This is a genomic window from Streptomyces sp. NPDC003284 (assembly GCF_053589675.1).
This window is the reverse complement of sequence record NZ_JBSFSI010000012.1, coordinates 47,795-63,844: the sequence shown is the minus strand read 5'-3', so window position 1 is coordinate 63,844 and position 16,050 is coordinate 47,795. Positions and strand designations below refer to the sequence as shown.

The 16,050-nt window shown below is 72.7% G+C and carries 11 protein-coding genes; 4 read left to right on the top strand and 7 right to left on the bottom strand.

Annotated features, from left to right (window positions below; translation table 11 throughout):
- Positions 1–77 precede the first annotated feature (77 nt).
- From ACWDYF_RS24135 to nsdA, 3 genes are all read right to left on the bottom strand, one after another.
- Positions 78–416 (bottom strand): P-II family nitrogen regulator, encoded by a 339-nt coding sequence (locus ACWDYF_RS24135; protein WP_018567940.1) that lies wholly within the window; start codon positions 414–416, stop codon positions 78–80.
- On the bottom strand, positions 413–1,768 hold the full coding sequence (locus tag ACWDYF_RS24130) for an ammonium transporter (RefSeq protein WP_389470335.1): 1,356 nt from the start codon (positions 1,766–1,768) through the stop codon (positions 413–415). Before ACWDYF_RS24130 ends, ACWDYF_RS24135 begins: the two co-directional genes overlap by 4 nt.
- A 405-nt stretch (positions 1,769–2,173) precedes the next feature.
- A complete protein-coding gene (nsdA, locus tag ACWDYF_RS24125; RefSeq protein ID WP_389470332.1) occupies positions 2,174–3,655 on the bottom strand; it encodes a transcriptional repressor NsdA in 1,482 nt (493 codons plus the stop codon).
- A gap of 448 nt (positions 3,656–4,103) precedes the next feature.
- Here nsdA and ACWDYF_RS24120 point away from each other — a divergent pair, with 448 nt between their 5' ends.
- Entirely contained in the window at positions 4,104–4,766 is a 663-nt protein-coding gene (locus tag ACWDYF_RS24120) for a bifunctional DNA primase/polymerase (RefSeq protein WP_389470329.1), read from the top strand.
- Between the two features lie 61 nt (positions 4,767–4,827).
- Positions 4,828–5,256 (top strand): GNAT family N-acetyltransferase, encoded by a 429-nt coding sequence (locus ACWDYF_RS24115; RefSeq protein WP_389470326.1) that lies wholly within the window; start codon positions 4,828–4,830, stop codon positions 5,254–5,256.
- A gap of 113 nt (positions 5,257–5,369) precedes the next feature.
- Here ACWDYF_RS24115 and ftsY read toward each other — a convergent pair whose 3' ends face one another.
- The gene (gene ftsY, locus ACWDYF_RS24110; RefSeq protein ID WP_381741177.1) at positions 5,370–6,584 is read right to left on the bottom strand and encodes a signal recognition particle-docking protein FtsY; all 1,215 of its coding nucleotides are present in this window, start codon (positions 6,582–6,584) and stop codon (positions 5,370–5,372) included.
- A 272-nt stretch (positions 6,585–6,856) separates the two neighbouring features.
- Here ftsY and ACWDYF_RS24105 point away from each other — a divergent pair, with 272 nt between their 5' ends.
- Entirely contained in the window at positions 6,857–8,317 is a 1,461-nt protein-coding gene (locus ACWDYF_RS24105) for a cytosine permease (RefSeq protein ID WP_389470323.1), read from the top strand.
- Positions 8,318–8,353: 36 nt separating this feature from the next.
- On the opposite strand, the gene ACWDYF_RS24100 is transcribed toward ACWDYF_RS24105, so the two are convergent.
- The gene (locus ACWDYF_RS24100) at positions 8,354–9,841 is read right to left on the bottom strand and encodes an MFS transporter (protein ID WP_389470320.1); all 1,488 of its coding nucleotides are present in this window, start codon (positions 9,839–9,841) and stop codon (positions 8,354–8,356) included.
- A 128-nt stretch (positions 9,842–9,969) separates the two neighbouring features.
- On the opposite strand from ACWDYF_RS24100, the gene ACWDYF_RS24095 reads away from it, so the two are divergent.
- Entirely contained in the window at positions 9,970–10,479 is a 510-nt protein-coding gene (locus ACWDYF_RS24095; protein WP_389470317.1) for a MarR family winged helix-turn-helix transcriptional regulator, read from the top strand.
- Positions 10,480–10,630: 151 nt separating this feature from the next.
- Here ACWDYF_RS24095 and ACWDYF_RS24090 read toward each other — a convergent pair whose 3' ends face one another.
- Together ACWDYF_RS24090 and smc are read right to left on the bottom strand one after the other, a co-directional pair.
- A complete protein-coding gene (locus ACWDYF_RS24090) occupies positions 10,631–12,049 on the bottom strand; it encodes a sugar porter family MFS transporter (protein WP_381741170.1) in 1,419 nt (472 codons plus the stop codon).
- 275 nt (positions 12,050–12,324) lie between these two features.
- Entirely contained in the window at positions 12,325–15,897 is a 3,573-nt protein-coding gene (smc, locus tag ACWDYF_RS24085) for a chromosome segregation protein SMC (RefSeq protein ID WP_389470313.1), read from the bottom strand.
- Between the last annotated feature and the right edge of the window lie 153 nt (positions 15,898–16,050).

The window sequence follows — 16,050 nt, the reverse complement described above, 5'->3', positions numbered from 1 at the left end:
CTGTCTCGATCGCCCGCCGGTGCGGCCGGTCCGGAGTGTTCTGCGGAGCGGTCGCACCGGCGGGTCTGCCGAAGCCGTCAGAGCGCGTCGGGGCCGCGTTCGCCGGTGCGGACCCGGACGACGGTGTCGACGGGCAGGGACCAGACCTTCCCGTCGCCGATCTTGCCGGTACGGGCCGCCTTGACGACGGCTTCGATCAGCTGGTCGGCCTCGTCGTCCTCGGCGAGCACCTCGATCCGGATCTTGGGGACCAGGTCGACGGTGTACTCGGCGCCGCGGTAGACCTCGGTGTGCCCGCGCTGGCGGCCGTAGCCGCTGGCCTCGGTGACGGTGAGCCCGTGGACGCCGAAGGACTGGAGGGCTTCCTTGATCTCGTCGAGGCGGTGCGGTTTGACGACGGCGGTGATGAGCTTCATGCGTCCACTTTCTTGTTCGGGGTGCCCGGCCTGCCCTGCGCGGCGGCGGCCAGGGCGGTGACGGCGCCTGCCACACCGCCGCCCGCGCCGCTGAAGTCGTAGGCGGTCTCGGCGTGCTGGGCCTGGTCGATGCCGGAGATCTCCTCGTCCTCGGTGACCCGCATCCCGATCGTCCGGTCGATGAGGAAGGCGAGGACCGCGGAGGCGACCAGAGAATAGGCGAGGACGGCGAAGACTCCCGCGCACTGCTTCCAGAACTGGTCCAGGCCGCCGCCGTAGAAGAGGCCCTTGACGTCGGACTGGCCGGTGCCGCTGGCGAAGAGGCCGACCAAGAGGGAGCCGATGATGCCGCCGACCATGTGGACGCCGACGACGTCGAGGGAGTCGTCGTAGCCGAAGCGGTACTTCAGTCCGACCGCCATGGCGCACAGGACACCGGCGATCGCGCCGACGGCGATGGCGCCGAGCGGGGAGACCGCGCCACCGGAGGGGGTGATGGCGACGAGTCCGGCGACCGCGCCGGAGGCGGCGCCCAGGGTGGTGCAGGCGCCGTGGCGGATCTTCTCGTAGGCCAGCCAGGCGAGCATGGCGGCGGCGGTGGCGATCTGGGTGTTGACGAACATCAGCGGGCCGACGCCGTCGTCGTTGCCGAGCCAGGAGCCCGCGTTGAAGCCGAACCAGCCGAACCACAGCAGTCCCGCGCCGAGCATGACCAGGGGCAGGCTGTGCGGGCGCATCGGGTCCTTCTTGAAGCCGGTCCGCCTGCCGATGACGAGGATCACGCCGAGGGCGGCGGCGCCCGCGTTGATGTGGACGGCGGTGCCGCCGGCGAAGTCGATGACGCCGAGGTCGAAGGCCCAGCCGCCGCTGCCCCAGACCCAGTGGGCGACGGGGAAGTAGACGATCGTCGCCCACAGCACCACGAACAGCGACCAGGCGGTGAACTTCACCCGGTCGGCCAGGGCGCCGCTGATCAGGGCCGGGGTGATGACGGCGAACATCAGCTGGAAGACGGCGAAGACGAAGACCGGGACGGTGTATCCGGGCCACAGGTCCGTCTTGCCGATGCCGCTGAAGCCGACGAAGCCGGAGCTCCAGCCGATGAGGGAGCCCCTGTCGGTGCCGAAGGCGAGGGAGAAGCCGTAGAGCACCCACAGGAGGGTGACGATGCCGAGGCTGACGAAGCTCATGATCAGCATGTTCAGGGTGCTCTTGACGCGGACCATGCCTCCGTAGAAGAAGGCGAGGCCCGGGGTCATCAGCATGACCAGGGCGGAGCAGATCAGCATGAAGCCGGTGTTGGCGGACGACAGCCGGGGTGCGTCCGCCGCAAGCATGATGGCTGGTGCCATCGGCGTCTCCTCGTCGGTTGTACGGCCCCGTGCGGGCGAAGCCTGGAGCGGTCCCGGCAGCGAGTCCGGGGGGTGAGGGGTGGGCCGGTTCTGCGCCATGAGATTCGCGCAGCGCGGTTTCGGCGGGTGCCCCTCGTTGTTTCGCCGGGGTGACGAAGGCGCCTGGAGTGTTACGCGTCGGTGAACTGCGGGCGGACGCCGGACCGGCCGCGGACGGCCTTCCGATGACCTGGCTGGGGGAGCCGAGTCGGGCGGTTCGGGAGGGCCGGCCGCGGCCGGGGTTCCGGGGTCGTCCGGCGCGGTGCCGGGGCCGTCCGGGGGTACGAGGGTGGTCGTCGGGGGGGGCGGTGCGGGGGGCGCCGGGGGTGGTGCCGGAGCGGCGCGGGGGCCTTGCGGGGGCCGGGCTCAGACCGCCTCGGCGGTCTCGGGCAGTTCGGCGGCGAGCTGCTCGGTCAGGTCGATGACCTCGCCGAGCTCGCCGAAGTCGCGTACGGCGTTGCCGACGGTCTTGCGGATACGGGTGTTGACGCGCTCGGAGCGGACCTTCTTGGCCACGTCCATCGCGTGCGCGGCGTAGCGGGTGCTCTGCTCCGGTTCGCGCTGGAGGAGGTGGACGGTGGCCATGCCGATCAGGTTGAGCGCGTAGGAGCGCTGGTGCTCGTCGTCCGCGGCGAACAGCTGGACGGCCTTGTCCATGAGCGGTTCGGCCAGGGAGGCGTAGGTGGGGCTGCGGCCGGCGACATAGGCGAGGTCGCGGAAGGAGTGGGAGTTCTCGCCGTACAGCTCGGCCTCGGAGAAGAAGCGGATCCAGTCGGGGTCGGGCTCGTCCCAGTCCTCGACGTCGGCGAAGGTGTCCTCGGCCATCCGCACCGCCCGCTTGCACTTGCCGGGCTGGCCCATGTTGGCGTAGGCGCGGGCCTCCATCGCATACAGCATGGACTGGGTGCGCGGCCCGGCGCAGTCCCGGCTGCCGTACTGGCCTAGGTGGATCAGCTCCAGGGCGTCGTCGGGGCGGCCGAGGTGGATCATCTGGCGGCTCATGCTGGAGAGCACATAGGAGCCGAGCGGTTTGTCACCGGCCTCCTTGGCGGCGTGCAGGGCCAGCACGAAGTACTTCTGGGCGGTGGGCTGGAGTCCGACGTCGTAGCTCATCCAGCCGGCCAGCTCCGCTAATTCGGCGGCGACCCGGAACAGCCGCCGGGTGGTGTCCTCCTGCTGGGGCTCCTGGAGCAGGTCCGTCACCTCGTGGAGCTGGCCGACGACGGCCTTGCGGCGCAGGCCGCCGCCGCACTGGGCGTCCCACTTGCGGAACATCACCGTGGTGCTCTCCAGCAGCTCCAGCTCGGGGCGGGAGAGGCGGCCGGGGCGGCGGGCGGCGGCCTGCTCGGGCGGCGCGAGCGGGGCCGGGGGCGCGGGGACCAGCCAGCGCTGGAGCGGCTCGATGAGGGAGGGGCCCGCGCAGAGCGCCAGCGCGCTGCCGAGGAAGCCGCGCCGGGCCAGCATCAGGTCGCTGCGGGAGAACTCGCTGAGCAGGGCGACGGTCTGCGGGCCCGTCCAGGGCAGGTCGACGCCGGTGGCGGAGGGGGTCTGGCGGGCCGTGCGCAGGCCGAGGTCCTCGACGGGGACGACGCAGCCGAAGCGCTCGGAGAACAGCTCGGACAGGATGCGCGGGATCGGTTCGCGCGGGTTCTCCCCGTCGAGCCAGCGGCGCACCCGCGAGGTGTCGGTGGAGATGTGGTTCGCCCCGAGCTGGCGGGCGCGGCGGTTGACCTGGCGGGCCAGTTCGCCCTTGGACCAGCCGCTGCGCACGAACCACGAGGCGAGCAGCTCGTTGGGGCGCTTGTCCGCGCCCGCCGAGTTCGTCCCGCCACCGCCGTTGCCGCTCACTGGAACGCCCCCAATCCTGAGACCACTTGCCGCCGAGTGCGCCAAGCCCTATCAGAATGCCGGTCGGCGTCGGCCGCCGTCCGGTGCTTGCCACCCTTCGAACGGAATACCGACTTGCCTCCGGCATACCCACGAGCGTGTGTACCCCCAGGACTCGCACACTCACAGTAATCCTACGATCACGGGCCCGGCCATGGGGATTCCGGAAACGCCACCATTCGCCACCCCTTCGAATGAACTCCCGGTGGCCGCGTCGCGATTCACTTGACACGGGACCACCGCGAGCGGGTGGAGCGATGCACCGCGAGGCGCATGCCGCCTCACGCACCACCCCCGTCACATCCGGGCGCCGTCCGGTCCGGGCGCGGCCGGGGAGCCGGTGGGAACAGAACGTCACGTTCCGCATCCGCCTCGTAACCATCGGGGGGACGGGCCCGTTGGAGGGGGTATGGGGTTCACGATCGGCGGCATTCGCGAGATCCGCTCCGGCGCGCGGCGGCGCGGCCGGTCGTTCCGCTCGTCCGAGTGCACCGCGGTGGCCGAGTACACCGGGCTGTGGGGCTGGGACGTGGTGCGGGGCGCGCGGGCCGCGGGCGGCGCCTGCTCGTGCGGCCGGCTCGACTGCCCGGCGCCGGGCGCGCATCCCCTGGAGTTCGCGCCGCCGATCCCGGCCGGGGCGACCCTGGACGAGGTGAGCGGGGCGTGGGCCGAGCTGCCGGGCGCCGCGGTGATGCTGGCGGTCGGGCGCGCGTTCGACGCGATCGAGGTCGCCGAGCCCGTCGGGCGGCGGGCGCTGGCCCGGATGGAGCGCATGGGGCTGCCCCTCGGCCCGGTGACGGCGGCCCCGGACGGCCGGGTCCACTTCTTCGTGGCCCCCGGCGCCGCCGCCGAGCTGCCCGGCCTGCTCTACCGCATGGGCTGGGACGATCCCTCCGGCCTCGACCTGCGCGGCCTGGGCCCGGGTACGTATCTCACGGCGCCGCCGTCCGACCGCGCGGGCCTCGGCCCGGCCCGCTGGCTGCGCTCCCCCGCCCTGGACACGGCCGACCCGCCGGAGGCCCGGCTGCTGCTGGGCACGCTGGCGTACGTGGCGCACCGGTTCCGGGGGTAGCCCCGGGGAGGTTCCGCGCTCGCCCGGAGAAGCCGGGCGGGCGTGCTCGTACGATCGCGGCATGACGATCACGGACGAGACGGTCACGGGCGGCGAGGCGATCACGTACGAGTGGCGCGGCGAGTTCGAGGACGCCGCGCTCGAAGCGCTGCACGCGGAGGGGTTCGGGCATCCCGTCGGGCGGACCGGGTGGCGGGCGCGGCTGCTGCGGCACAGTCTCGGCTGGGTGTGCGCCCGGTCGGAGGGCCGGCTGATCGGGTTCGTCAATGTCGCCTGGGACGGCGGCGAGCACGCGTTCGTGCTGGACACGGTGGTGGCCCGGGAGCACCGGTCGCGCGGAATCGGGGCGGAGCTGGTGGCGACGGCGGCCCGGCGGGCGCGTGCCGCCGGATGCGCGTGGCTGCATGTCGACCACGAGGCGCGGCTGCGCCCCTTCTACCTCGACGCCTGCGGCTTCCGGGAGACGGCGGCCGGTCTGCTGGCGCTGTGATCCGCGCCGGGCGGCCCGTGCCGTACGGCAGCGGCGCCCGTCCCCACCGGGATCCGGGGGCGGGCGCCGCTGCGGGGCGCGGGGCGGCCGGCCGACCGCGCTCGCGTCGGCCGTCAGTCGCCGACCAGGGCGTCGACGAACGCCTCCGGCTCGAAGGGCGCCAGGTCGTCCGCGCCCTCACCGAGGCCGATCAGCTTGACCGGGACGCCCAGCTCGCGCTGGACCGCGACCACGATGCCGCCCTTGGCGGTGCCGTCGAGCTTGGTGAGCACGATGCCGCTGATGTCGACGACCTCGGCGAAGACCCGGGCCTGAACCAGGCCGTTCTGGCCGGTCGTGGCGTCGAGCACGAGCAGCACCTCGTCCAGCGGGGCGTGCTTCTCCACGACCCGCTTGACCTTGCCCAGCTCGTCCATGAGGCCGGTCTTGGTGTGCAGGCGGCCGGCGGTGTCGATGAGCACCACGTCGGCGCCCAGCTCCTTGCCCTCCTTGACCGCGTCGAAGGCCACGGAGGCGGGGTCACCGGCCTCCGGGCCGCGCACGGTGTGCGCGCCGACCCGCTCGCCCCAGGTCTGGAGCTGGTCCGCGGCGGCGGCGCGGAAGGTGTCGGCGGCGCCGAGCACGACGCTGCGGCCGTCGGCGACCAGGACCCGGGCGAGCTTGCCGGTGGTGGTGGTCTTGCCGGTGCCGTTGACGCCGACGACCATCACGATGCCGGGGCCGCCGCCGGGCGGCTCGGTCCGCACGGCGCGGTCCAGGTCGCGGCCGACCAGGGTGAGCAGCTCCTCGCGCAGCAGGGCGCGCAGCTCCTCGGGGGTGCGGGTGCCGAGCACGCGGACGCGCTCGCGCAGCCGCTCGACCAGTTCCTGGGTGGGCCGGACGCCGACGTCGGCGGTCAGCAGGGTGTCCTCGATCTCCTCCCAGGTGTCCTCGTCCAGGTGCTCGCGGGACAGCAGGGTGAGCAGGCCCTTGCCCAGGGCGTTCTGCGACCGGGAGAGGCGGGCGCGCAGCCGGACCAGACGGCCTGCGGTGGGCTCCGGGACCTCGATCTCGGGAGCCGGCAGCTCCTCGACGACGGGCGGCTCCTCCACGGCGGTGGGGGCCGAGCCGCCCGGAAGGTCCACCTCCTCGATGGTCCGCCGCGGCTCCTCGCGCGGCGTCTCGGCCTCCTCGCCGACGTGCGGTTCGGCCGGCGGGGCGGCGGTGATGTCGGGCGGGCCGGGCGGGGGCGGGGGCAGCGGTTTGCGGCGCCGGCTTCCGACGACGAGCCCGCCGAGCGCGCCGAGCACCACCACGGCGATGACTACAGCAAGGATGATGGTTTCCATAACGCGTCCAGTATCGGCCATGGGTCCCGGCCACAGGCCGTTTGTGGGTTCCCCCGAGAGACAAACGCCACCTAAAGACGCGAGTAGTATCAAAGTACGATGGTGGAGCGCGGGTCAACACGCGTAGAGTCCCCGACGTCGCCGCCCGCGGACGGCGTCCGCCACTCCTTCCCGAGCACGGAGTGCGCCTCTCCGCTCCCCCGCAGAGACTCACCCCCCACAGACACTCCCCCGCGACCACTCCCCCCACGAACAAGGCACGGACCTTCCCCATGAGCAAGACCGCCGAGGTCGAAGGCGCCCTGGAAACCCGCGGCATCGAACAGGTGCCCGATCATGAGCGCACCGGCAGGACCCGCGAGCTGTTCCCCACCTGGGTCGGCGCCAACATCAGCGTGCTGCTGCTCACGATGGGCGCGAGCCTCGTCGTGGCGTACCACCTCAATCTGTGGCAGGCGCTCGTCGTGGCCGTCGCCGCGCCCGTCGTCTCCTACGGTCTGGTGGGGCTCATCGGCATCTCCGGCAAGCGCGGCGGAGCGCCCGGCATGGCGCTGTCCCGCGCGGTCTTCGGGCAGCGCGGCAACCTGCTGCCCGGCTCGCTGATCTGGGTCGCCCGCTGGGGCTGGGAGACGATCAACGCGGTGACCGGCGCCTACGCGATGCTCAGCATCCTGGACATCGTGTTCGGCCTGACGGCCGACAGCGTGCTGGACCTGGTGACGCTGCTGGCCTTCGTGGTCGCCACCTTCGCGATCTCCGGGCTCGGCATCGGCGCCGTGCAGAAGTGCAACAAGTACGCGACCTACCTCTTCGGCCTCTTCTCCGTGCTGGTGCTGGTCTATCTGATCGTGGACACCGACTGGTCGAAGGTGTTCGCGCACTCCGCGGGCTCCACGGCCGCGGTGATCACCGGCATCGGCATGATCGCGGCGGGCGGCGTCAGCTGGATCCCGACCGCGCCGGACTTCACCCGCTACCTGCCGCGCACCGCCTCCTCCAGGGCGATCGTCGGCACCTCAGTGGGCGGCGCCGGGATCGTCGTCCTGCCGATGGTGCTGATGGGCGCGGTGATGGCGGTCTCCACCCCCGATCTGGCCTCGGCCTCCGACCCGGTGTCCTTCCTCGGCGAGATCCTGCCGACCTGGATCGCGGTGCCGTACCTGCTGATCGCGCTGATCGGCATGCTGCTGATCAACTCGATGTCGATGTACTCGGCGGGCTTCACCGCGCAGACCCTCGGCTTCAAGGTGCCGCGGCACTGGGCGGTCTCGGTCAACGCCGTGATCTCGCTGGCCTTCGGCGGGGTGCTGATGCTGGTGGCGACGAGCTTCATGGGCTCCTTCATCGCCTTCCTGTCGCTGCTCGCGGTGGCCTTCTCCGCCTGGGTGGGCGTCTTCGGCGCGGACATGCTGCGGCGCACCGAGTACGACGGCGCGGCCCTGGCCGACACCACGCGCACCAGCGCCTACTGGTACAAGGGCGGCTTCTCCCCCGCCGCCGTCGCCTCCTGGGCGATCGGCCTGGCCGCCGGTCTGCTGTTCACCACCTCCGACTGGTTCACCGGCCCGCTGGCCCACAACAACGTCGTCGGCGAGTACGGCCTCGGCTGGGTCGCCACCATCGTGATCTCCGGTCTGCTGTACCTGGCCCTGCCCAAACCGGCGGTGCTCCCGGCGGCCCCGGCCCCGGCGGGCGCCGGGTCTGCCGAGCGGTCGAAGACACTGTCCGCCTGAGGTCCCGGCGCCGGCCGCCCGCCCGTCCCCCGGGGCTCACGCCGCCGCGCGCCGGGCGGTGCCGGCGCCCTCGTCGGCCGTGGTGTGCGGGTCGTCCTCCGGCCGGCCCTTCCTGGGCAGCAGGAAGGTGACGGCGAGGAACACGGCCAGCAGGCACGCCTGGACGACGAGGGCGTGCCGGAAGCCGCCGGTGACGTCGCCGGACCCGGCGCGGGAGAAGAACACCGAGCCGCAGACCGCGACACCGAGGGAGCCTCCGAGGGACTGCACGGCGGACAGGACACCGGAGGCCGAGCCGATCTCGTCGTCGTCGACGGCGGCGAGGACGAAGCTGAACAGGGCGGCGATGACCATGCCCGCCCCGATGCCGCAGACGGCCACTCCCGGGGCGATGTCCCGGACCGAGAACGAGGCGCTGTCGAGACCGCCGAGTTCGTACCAGAGCAGGGCGGCGCCGGCGATCTGGACGAGCGGACCGGTCTGGAGCACCTTGCGGCCGATCCTGTCGGCGAGGAAGGCGCCGCTCACCGCGCCGCCGATCGCGGTGCCGACGGCGAGCGGCAGATTGCCCAGGCCCGCGTCGCCCGCGGTGAAGTGGCGGCCGATCTGGAGGTAGAGGGTCAGTACGAGCTGGGTGCCGACGAGCCCGGCGAAGAACAGGGCGATACCGCCGAGCCCGACCGCGAAGGCGGGCCTGCGCAGCAGCGCCGGGGCCACCAGCGGTTCCCGGCCGGCCGCGGCTTCGCTCCGCTGCCGCAGCGCGAACAGGGCGAACCCGAGGACGGAGGCGGCCATGGACAGCCAGGTCCACAGCGGCCAGCCGTCCTCCTGGCCCTGGTTCAGCGGCAGCACCAGCAGGGCGCAGGACACCGCGACCAGCGCCGCGCCCGCCAGGTCGATCCGCACCGCACGGCCGCCCGGCCTCCCGGGCACGAACTTCGCCGCGGTGATCAGCGCGGCGAGGCCGAGGGGCAGGTTGACCAGGAACACCGACCGCCAGCCCAGGCCGAAGAAGTCGCCCTCGACCAGGAAGCCACCCAGGACCGGGCCGACGATGCCGCCCAGTCCGAGGACGGGGCCGAAGATCCCGAAGACCCTGGCGAGTTCGGGCCCCGAGAAGTTCTCCCGCAGCAGGCCGAGCCCCTGGGGCAGGAGCAGCGCCCCGGCGCTGCCCTGGAGCAGCCGGAAGGCGATCAGCCACCCGGTGCCGGGCGCCAGCGCGCACAGCAGGGAACAGACCGTGAAGGCGGCCAGGCCGAGCAGGAACATACGGCGGCGTCCGTAGCGGTCGCCGAGCCGTCCGCCGAGCACCAGTCCGGCGCCCAGGGTGAGGGCGTAGCCGCCGATCACCCATTGCAGGCCCACGGATCCGGTCGACAGGGACCTCTCCAGGTCGGGGCCGGCGACGTTGACGATCGAGGCGTCCAGGAGATCCATGATCTCCGCCACGAGCATCACCACCAGGATCAGCCAGCGCCAGCGGTGGGGAGCGGTGGTCTCACCGGCGGCGGACGGGTCGCCCATGCCTAATACCTCCATCGTGAAGTAATTCCACCATGAAGGTAAAAGGGACGCTGTAGGTTGTCAAAGCGAGCCGCCGACGCGGACCGAGCGGCAGCAGGCGAGCGGCAGCAGAAAGGTGGCGGGCCTCCATGGCGGAACCGGTGCGCGACGACGTGGCGGCACGGCGCGAGCGGCTGATGGAAGAACTGCGGGTCTACGGCGGGCACCACGCCGAACTGGGCCGGCGCTTCGCCGCCCGGCTGGGCCTGCACTCCACCGACGCGACCGCCCTGCTGGAGATCGCCGCCGCCGAGGAGCGGGGTACTCCGCTCTCACCGGCCCGCCTGAGCGAGCGCATCGCCCTGTCCACGGGCGCCACCACCGCGCTGCTGAACCGGCTGGAAGCGGCGGGCCACATCACCCGCACCCGCGAACACACCGACCGGCGCGTCGTCACCCTGCGCGGCGGCGACCGCGTCCAACAGCGGGCCGACGACTTCTTCGGTCCGCTGGCGCGCCGGATGGACGCCGCCATGGCCCATTACCCACCGGAGCTGCTGGCGCGGTTCGAGTCCTTCCTCAGCGACCTCAACGCCACCATGGACGCCCATCTCGCCGGACCGGACCCGGGCGCCACCGGACCCGGTCCGGACGCCTGACCCGGGTCGCGCACCCGCGCCGCGCCGCGCCGTACGGCACCGCCGCCCCGCCCGGGTGCTGACCGGGCGGGGGCGGCGGACGGTGCGAGGAGACGGCAGCGGGGACGTGGCCCGTCTCCTCGGGATCGGGGGGGGGCGGCTGCCGGGCGGCTCAGCCCATCTCCTCCAGGGACTTGCCCTTCGTCTCCTTGACGAACTTCAGGACGAACGGGATGGAGAGCGCCGCGAAGACCGCGTAGATCACGTACGTACCGGAGAGGTTCCAGTCGGCCAGCGACGGGAAGCTCGCGGTGATGGCCCAGTTGGCGATCCACTGGGCGGAGGCGGCCACGCCCAGGGCGGCGGCGCGGATCCGGTTCGGGAACATCTCGCCGAGGAAGACCCACACGACCACGCCCCAGGACAGGGCGAAGAAGAGGACGAAGATGTGGGCGGCGACCAGGGCCACCCAGCCCTGGGTGGCGGGCAGCTTGCCGTCCACCAGCGGGGACGAGAAGGCCCATGCCTCCAGGGCGAGTCCGACGACCATGCCGGCCGAGCCGATGAGCGCGAGCGGCTTGCGGCCGATGCGGTCGACGAAGATCATCGCGATCACGGTGCCGATGATGTTGATGATCGACGTGGTGAAGGAGTAGAAGAACGACTGCGTCGGGTCGACACCGACCGACTGCCACAGCGTCGAGGAGTAGTAGAACGCGACGTTGATGCCGACGAACTGCTGGAAGACCGACAGGCCGATGCCGATCCAGACGATCGGCTTGAAGAAGAAGCTGCCGCCGAGCAGGTCCTTGAAGGACGACTTCTCCTCGCGGTGCATGGCGTGCTCGATCTCGGCGATGCGCGCGTCGAAGTCCACGTCCTTGCCCTCGACCTCTTCGAGGATCTCCTTGGCGCGCTCGCGCTTGCCCACGGAGACCAGGAAGCGCGGGGACTCGGGGATGGCGAAGGAGAGCAGGCCGTACAGGACGGCCGGGATCACCATCACGCCGAGCATGACCTGCCATGCCTCCAGGCCCATCAGCTTGCCGCGCTGGTCGCCGCCGGCGGCGTTCAGCAGGCCCCAGTTGACCAGCTGCGAGATGGCGATACCGACGACGATCGCGGCCTGCTGGAAGGAGCCGAGCCGGCCGCGGTAGGCGGGCGGGGCGACCTCGGCGATGTAGGCGGGGCCGATGACGGAGGCCATGCCGATGGCGAAGCCGCCGATGATGCGCCACAGGGCCAGGTCCCACAGGGCGAAGGGCAGCGCCGAACCGACGGCGCTGACGGTGAAGAGGCCCGCGGCGATCTGCATGCAGCGGATACGGCCGATGCGGTCGGCGATCCGGCCCGCGGTGGCGGCGCCGATGGCGCAGCCGATCAGCGCGATGGCGATGACCTGGGCCAGCGCGGCGGAGCCGATGTCGTAGCGGTCCCGGATGGCCTCGACGGCGCCGTTGATCACGGAGCTGTCGTAGCCGAACAGGAACCCTCCCATGGCGGCCGCCGCCGCGATGAAGATGACATGCCCGAGATGATCGGGATGGGCCGTGGGGGCTCCTGGCGTCGGCGCCTGCGCTGTGCTGGTCACGTGTACTCCTCGGGCACACCGGCAACGCTGCCGGGGTGGGGTCAGCCCCTCCAGGTCTTGAGACCTGAAGGTGAAAGCAACGTTGCAGAGACTATGTCTTCAACTCTCGAAGTCATAGTCGGTCCATTGTGAAATTGACCGACCCGCCGAGGTGAGTTGTGTTCAAGTGTTGAAATCAACTGGCGGGACATGCTCCGAATACCCCGAAGTCGCGGCGGCACGCGGCGCCCGTTCGGGGCCGGACCGTGTCCCTAGCGCAGCCGCCGGCTGAGTCCCTAGCGCAGCCGCTGGCTGATCACCTTGGAGACGCCGTCGCCCTGCATGGAGACGCCGTACAGGGCGTCGGCCACCTCCATCGTGCGCTTCTGGTGTGTGATCACGATGAGCTGGGACGCCTCCTGGAGCTCCTGCATGATGCGGATGAGCCGCTGGAGGTTGGTGTCGTCGAGGGCCGCCTCGACCTCGTCCATCACATAGAAGGGGCTGGGCCGGGCCTTGAAGATGGACACCAGCAGCGCCACCGCCGTCAGCGACCGCTCGCCGCCGGAGAGCAGGGAGAGCCGCTTGACCTTCTTGCCCGGCGGGCGCGCCTCGACGTCCACCCCCGTGGTGAGCATGTTGTCCGGGTCGGTCAGCACGAGCCGGCCCTCGCCGCCCGGGAAGAGCCGCCCGAAGACGCCCTCGAACTCGCGTGCGGTGTCCCGGTACGCCTCGGTGAAGACCTGCTCGACCCGCTCGTCGACCTCCTTGACCACCTGGAGCAGGTCGGCGCGGGTCTTCTTCAGGTCCTCCAGCTGCTCGCTGAGGAACTTGTGCCGCTCCTCCAGCGCCGCGAACTCCTCCAGGGCCAGCGGATTGACCTTGCCGAGCTGCTGGTAGGCGCGCTCCGCCGCGCGCAGCCGCTTCTCCTGCTCGGCGCGGACGAAGGGGCGGGGCCGGTTGCGCGGGTGGCCGGGGTCCTCGGGCAGCTCCTCCCCCTCGGCGGGCGGCGAGGGCGGCACCGGCTGGTGCGGTCCGTACTCCGCCGCCAGGCCCGCCGGTTCCACGCCCAGCTCCTCCAGCGCCCTGGCCTCCAGCTGCTCGATACGCAGCCGCTTCTCGGCGCCGAGCACCTCGCCGCGGTGGACCGAGTCGGTCAGCTTGTCGAGTTCGGCCTTCAGATCGCGCCCGGCGGCGCGGGCCGCGGTCAGCTCCTGCTCCCGCAGCGCCTTGGCGGCCTCGGCCGCGCTCCGCTCCCGCTCCGCGCGGGTCAGCGAGACCTCGACGTGCGCCAGCAACTGGCGGGCACCGGCCGCGACGGCGGCGGCGACGGCCGCCTCGTGGCGCAGCCGGGCCTGCCGCTGCTCGGCACGCGCGCGTGCCTCGCGTTCGGCGCGGGCGGCCCGGTCCAGGGAGTCGGCCCGGCCGGACAGGGACTTGACGCGTTCCTCGTGCGTACGGACCTGGAGGCGGGCCTCCATCTCGGTCTGCCGGGCGTTGGCGCCGTCCGCGGCGAGGCGGTCACGGGTGTAGGTGTCGGGTTCCTCCTCGACCGGGCTCTCCTCGGCGACGGCGAGCCGTTCGGCGAGTTCCTCCGCCTCCTGGCGGGCCCGGTCCAGGGCCTCCTGGGCGCGGGCGGCGGCGGCCGTGGACCGCTCGGCCTCCCCGGCGGCTCCGCGTGCCTGGCCGGCGAGCCGGCCGAGCTGCTGGGCGACGGCGGACTTCTCGCGGTCGGCGGCGCGGCGGCGCTCGCCCAGTTCCTCGACGAGCGCGGCGCACTCCTCGCGCCGCTCACCGGCCAGCCGCTCGGCCTCGGCCGACCCGGCGCAGCGCAGGTCGAGGTCGGCGAGGTCGGCCGCGGCCTCGTCCACGGACGCCTGGACCTCGAGCAGGCTGGGCGCTCCGGCCGAGCCGCCCTGCGCGAAGTGCGCCCCGAGCAGATCGCCCTCGGCGGTGACGGCGGTGAGGTGGGGGCGGGCGTGGACGAGGTCCTCGGCGTCCTCCAGGGTGCCGACCACGACGACGCCGCGCAGCAGCCTGCGGACGGCGGGCATGAGGTCGGCGGGGCCGCGCACGAGGTCGGCGGCGCGGCGCTGCCCGGCGGGCAGGCCCTCCGTGCCGGGGTCGGGGGCGGTGCCGGGCTCCTCGGGGGCGCCGGTGAGCAGGAGGGCGGCGCGGCCCGCGTCCTGTTTGCGCAGCAGGCGCAGGGCTTCCGCCGCGGCGGCGGGGTGCGTGACCGCCAGGGCGTCGGCTGCGGCGCCGAGGGCCGCCGCGAGCGGGATCTCGTGGCCGGGGGTGATGGTGAGGAGTTCCGCGGCCGGGCCGAGCAGTCCGGTGAGCCGGTCGCTCGCGTCGAGCAGGGCACCGGTGCCGTCCTTGCGGCGCAGGCCGAGGGCGAGGGCGTCGTGCCGGGCGCGGGTCGCGGCCCGTTCGCGTTCGGCGGCGGTGGCGGCCCGGCGGGCGGCGGTGAGCGCGGCGTCGGCGTCGGCCAGCGCGGCCTTCGCGCTCTCGTGGCGGTCGGCGAGTTCGTGGTCCTCGGCGTCGAGGCCGTCCACCTCGGCCTTGAGCGCCTCGTACTCCTCCTGGGCGTGCACGGCGCGTTCCCTGGCCTCGTCGCGGGCGGTGGCCAGGCGGTCGATCTCGGCCTGGGCGGAGGCGACGCGGGAGCGGGCGGCGTTCACCTGGCCGCTGAGCCGGGCCAGGCCCTCGCGGCGGTCGGCGATGGCGCGGGCGGCGTCCTTCAGGCGGCGTTCCTCGGCGGCGAGTTCGCGTTCCAGCTCTGAGCGGTGGGCGACGGTGTCGTCGAGGGCCCGTTCGGCGGCCTCCAGGGCCGCTTCCAGTTCGGCTTCCTGCTCGCGGACGCGGGCGGCCTCGCGCTCCAGGTCCTCGGGGTCGCGTCCGCGCCGTTCCTCGACGGGCGCGGAGGTCGCGCTCTTGACCCGGGCGTCGGCGAGGGAGACGGTGCCGCGGACGCGTTCGGCGAGCTGGGACAGCTCGTACCAGGTCTGCTGGGCGCGGGTCAGCCGCGGGGTGAGGCGGCGGACCTCGTCCTCCAGGTGCGCTTCGCGCTGGAGGGCCCGGCGGAGTTCGGCCTCGGCGTGCTCCTTGCGCTGCTTGAGCGCGGCCTCGTCGGCGACCTCGGCCTTCAGCGCCTCCTGGAGGCGTACGAGGTCGTCGGCGAGCAGGCGCAGGCGGGCGTCGCGCAGGTCGGCCTGGATGACGGCGGCGCGGCGGGCGACGGCCGCCTGGCGGCCCAGCGGTTTGAGCTGGCGGCGCAGTTCGTCGGTGAGGTCCTGGACGCGGGCGAGGTTGGCCTGCATCGCGTCCAGTTTCCGCAGCGCCTTCTCCTTGCGCTTGCGGTGCTTGAGGACGCCCGCCGCCTCCTCGATGAAGGCCCGGCGGCCCATCGGGTCGGCGTGCAGGACGGAGTCGAGCTGGCCCTGGCCGACGATGACGTGCATCTCGCGGCCGATGCCGGAGTCGGACAGCAGTTCCTGGATGTCCAGCAGGCGGCAGGTGTCGCCGTTGATCTGGTACTCGCTGCCGCCGTTGCGGAACATGATCCGCGTGATGGTGACCTCGGCGTACTCGATGGGCAGGGCGCCGTCGGAGTTGTCGATGGTCAGGGACACCTCGGCGCGGCCCAGCGGGGGGCGGCCGGTGGTGCCGGCGAAGATGACGTCCTCCATCTTGCCGCCGCGCAGCGACTTGGCGCCCTGCTCGCCCATGACCCAGCTGAGCGCGTCCACGACATTGGACTTGCCCGAGCCGTTCGGACCGACGACGCAGGTGATGCCCGGTTCGAACCGGAGCGTGGTCGCCGAGGCGAACGACTTGAAGCCTCGCAGGGTCAGGGCTTTGAGGTGCACGCCGTCGCACTCTACCCGCCGCCGCTATCTCACTTCGTGAACCCTCGCAACCGCGCGGTTTCGCCTCTGTACATCAAGGGCACACCAGACGTTGAAGAGCCTGAAAGGGTGTGTGGGGGCAACGAAAGCGGGGGCTCGGAGCGGGGGCCCGGG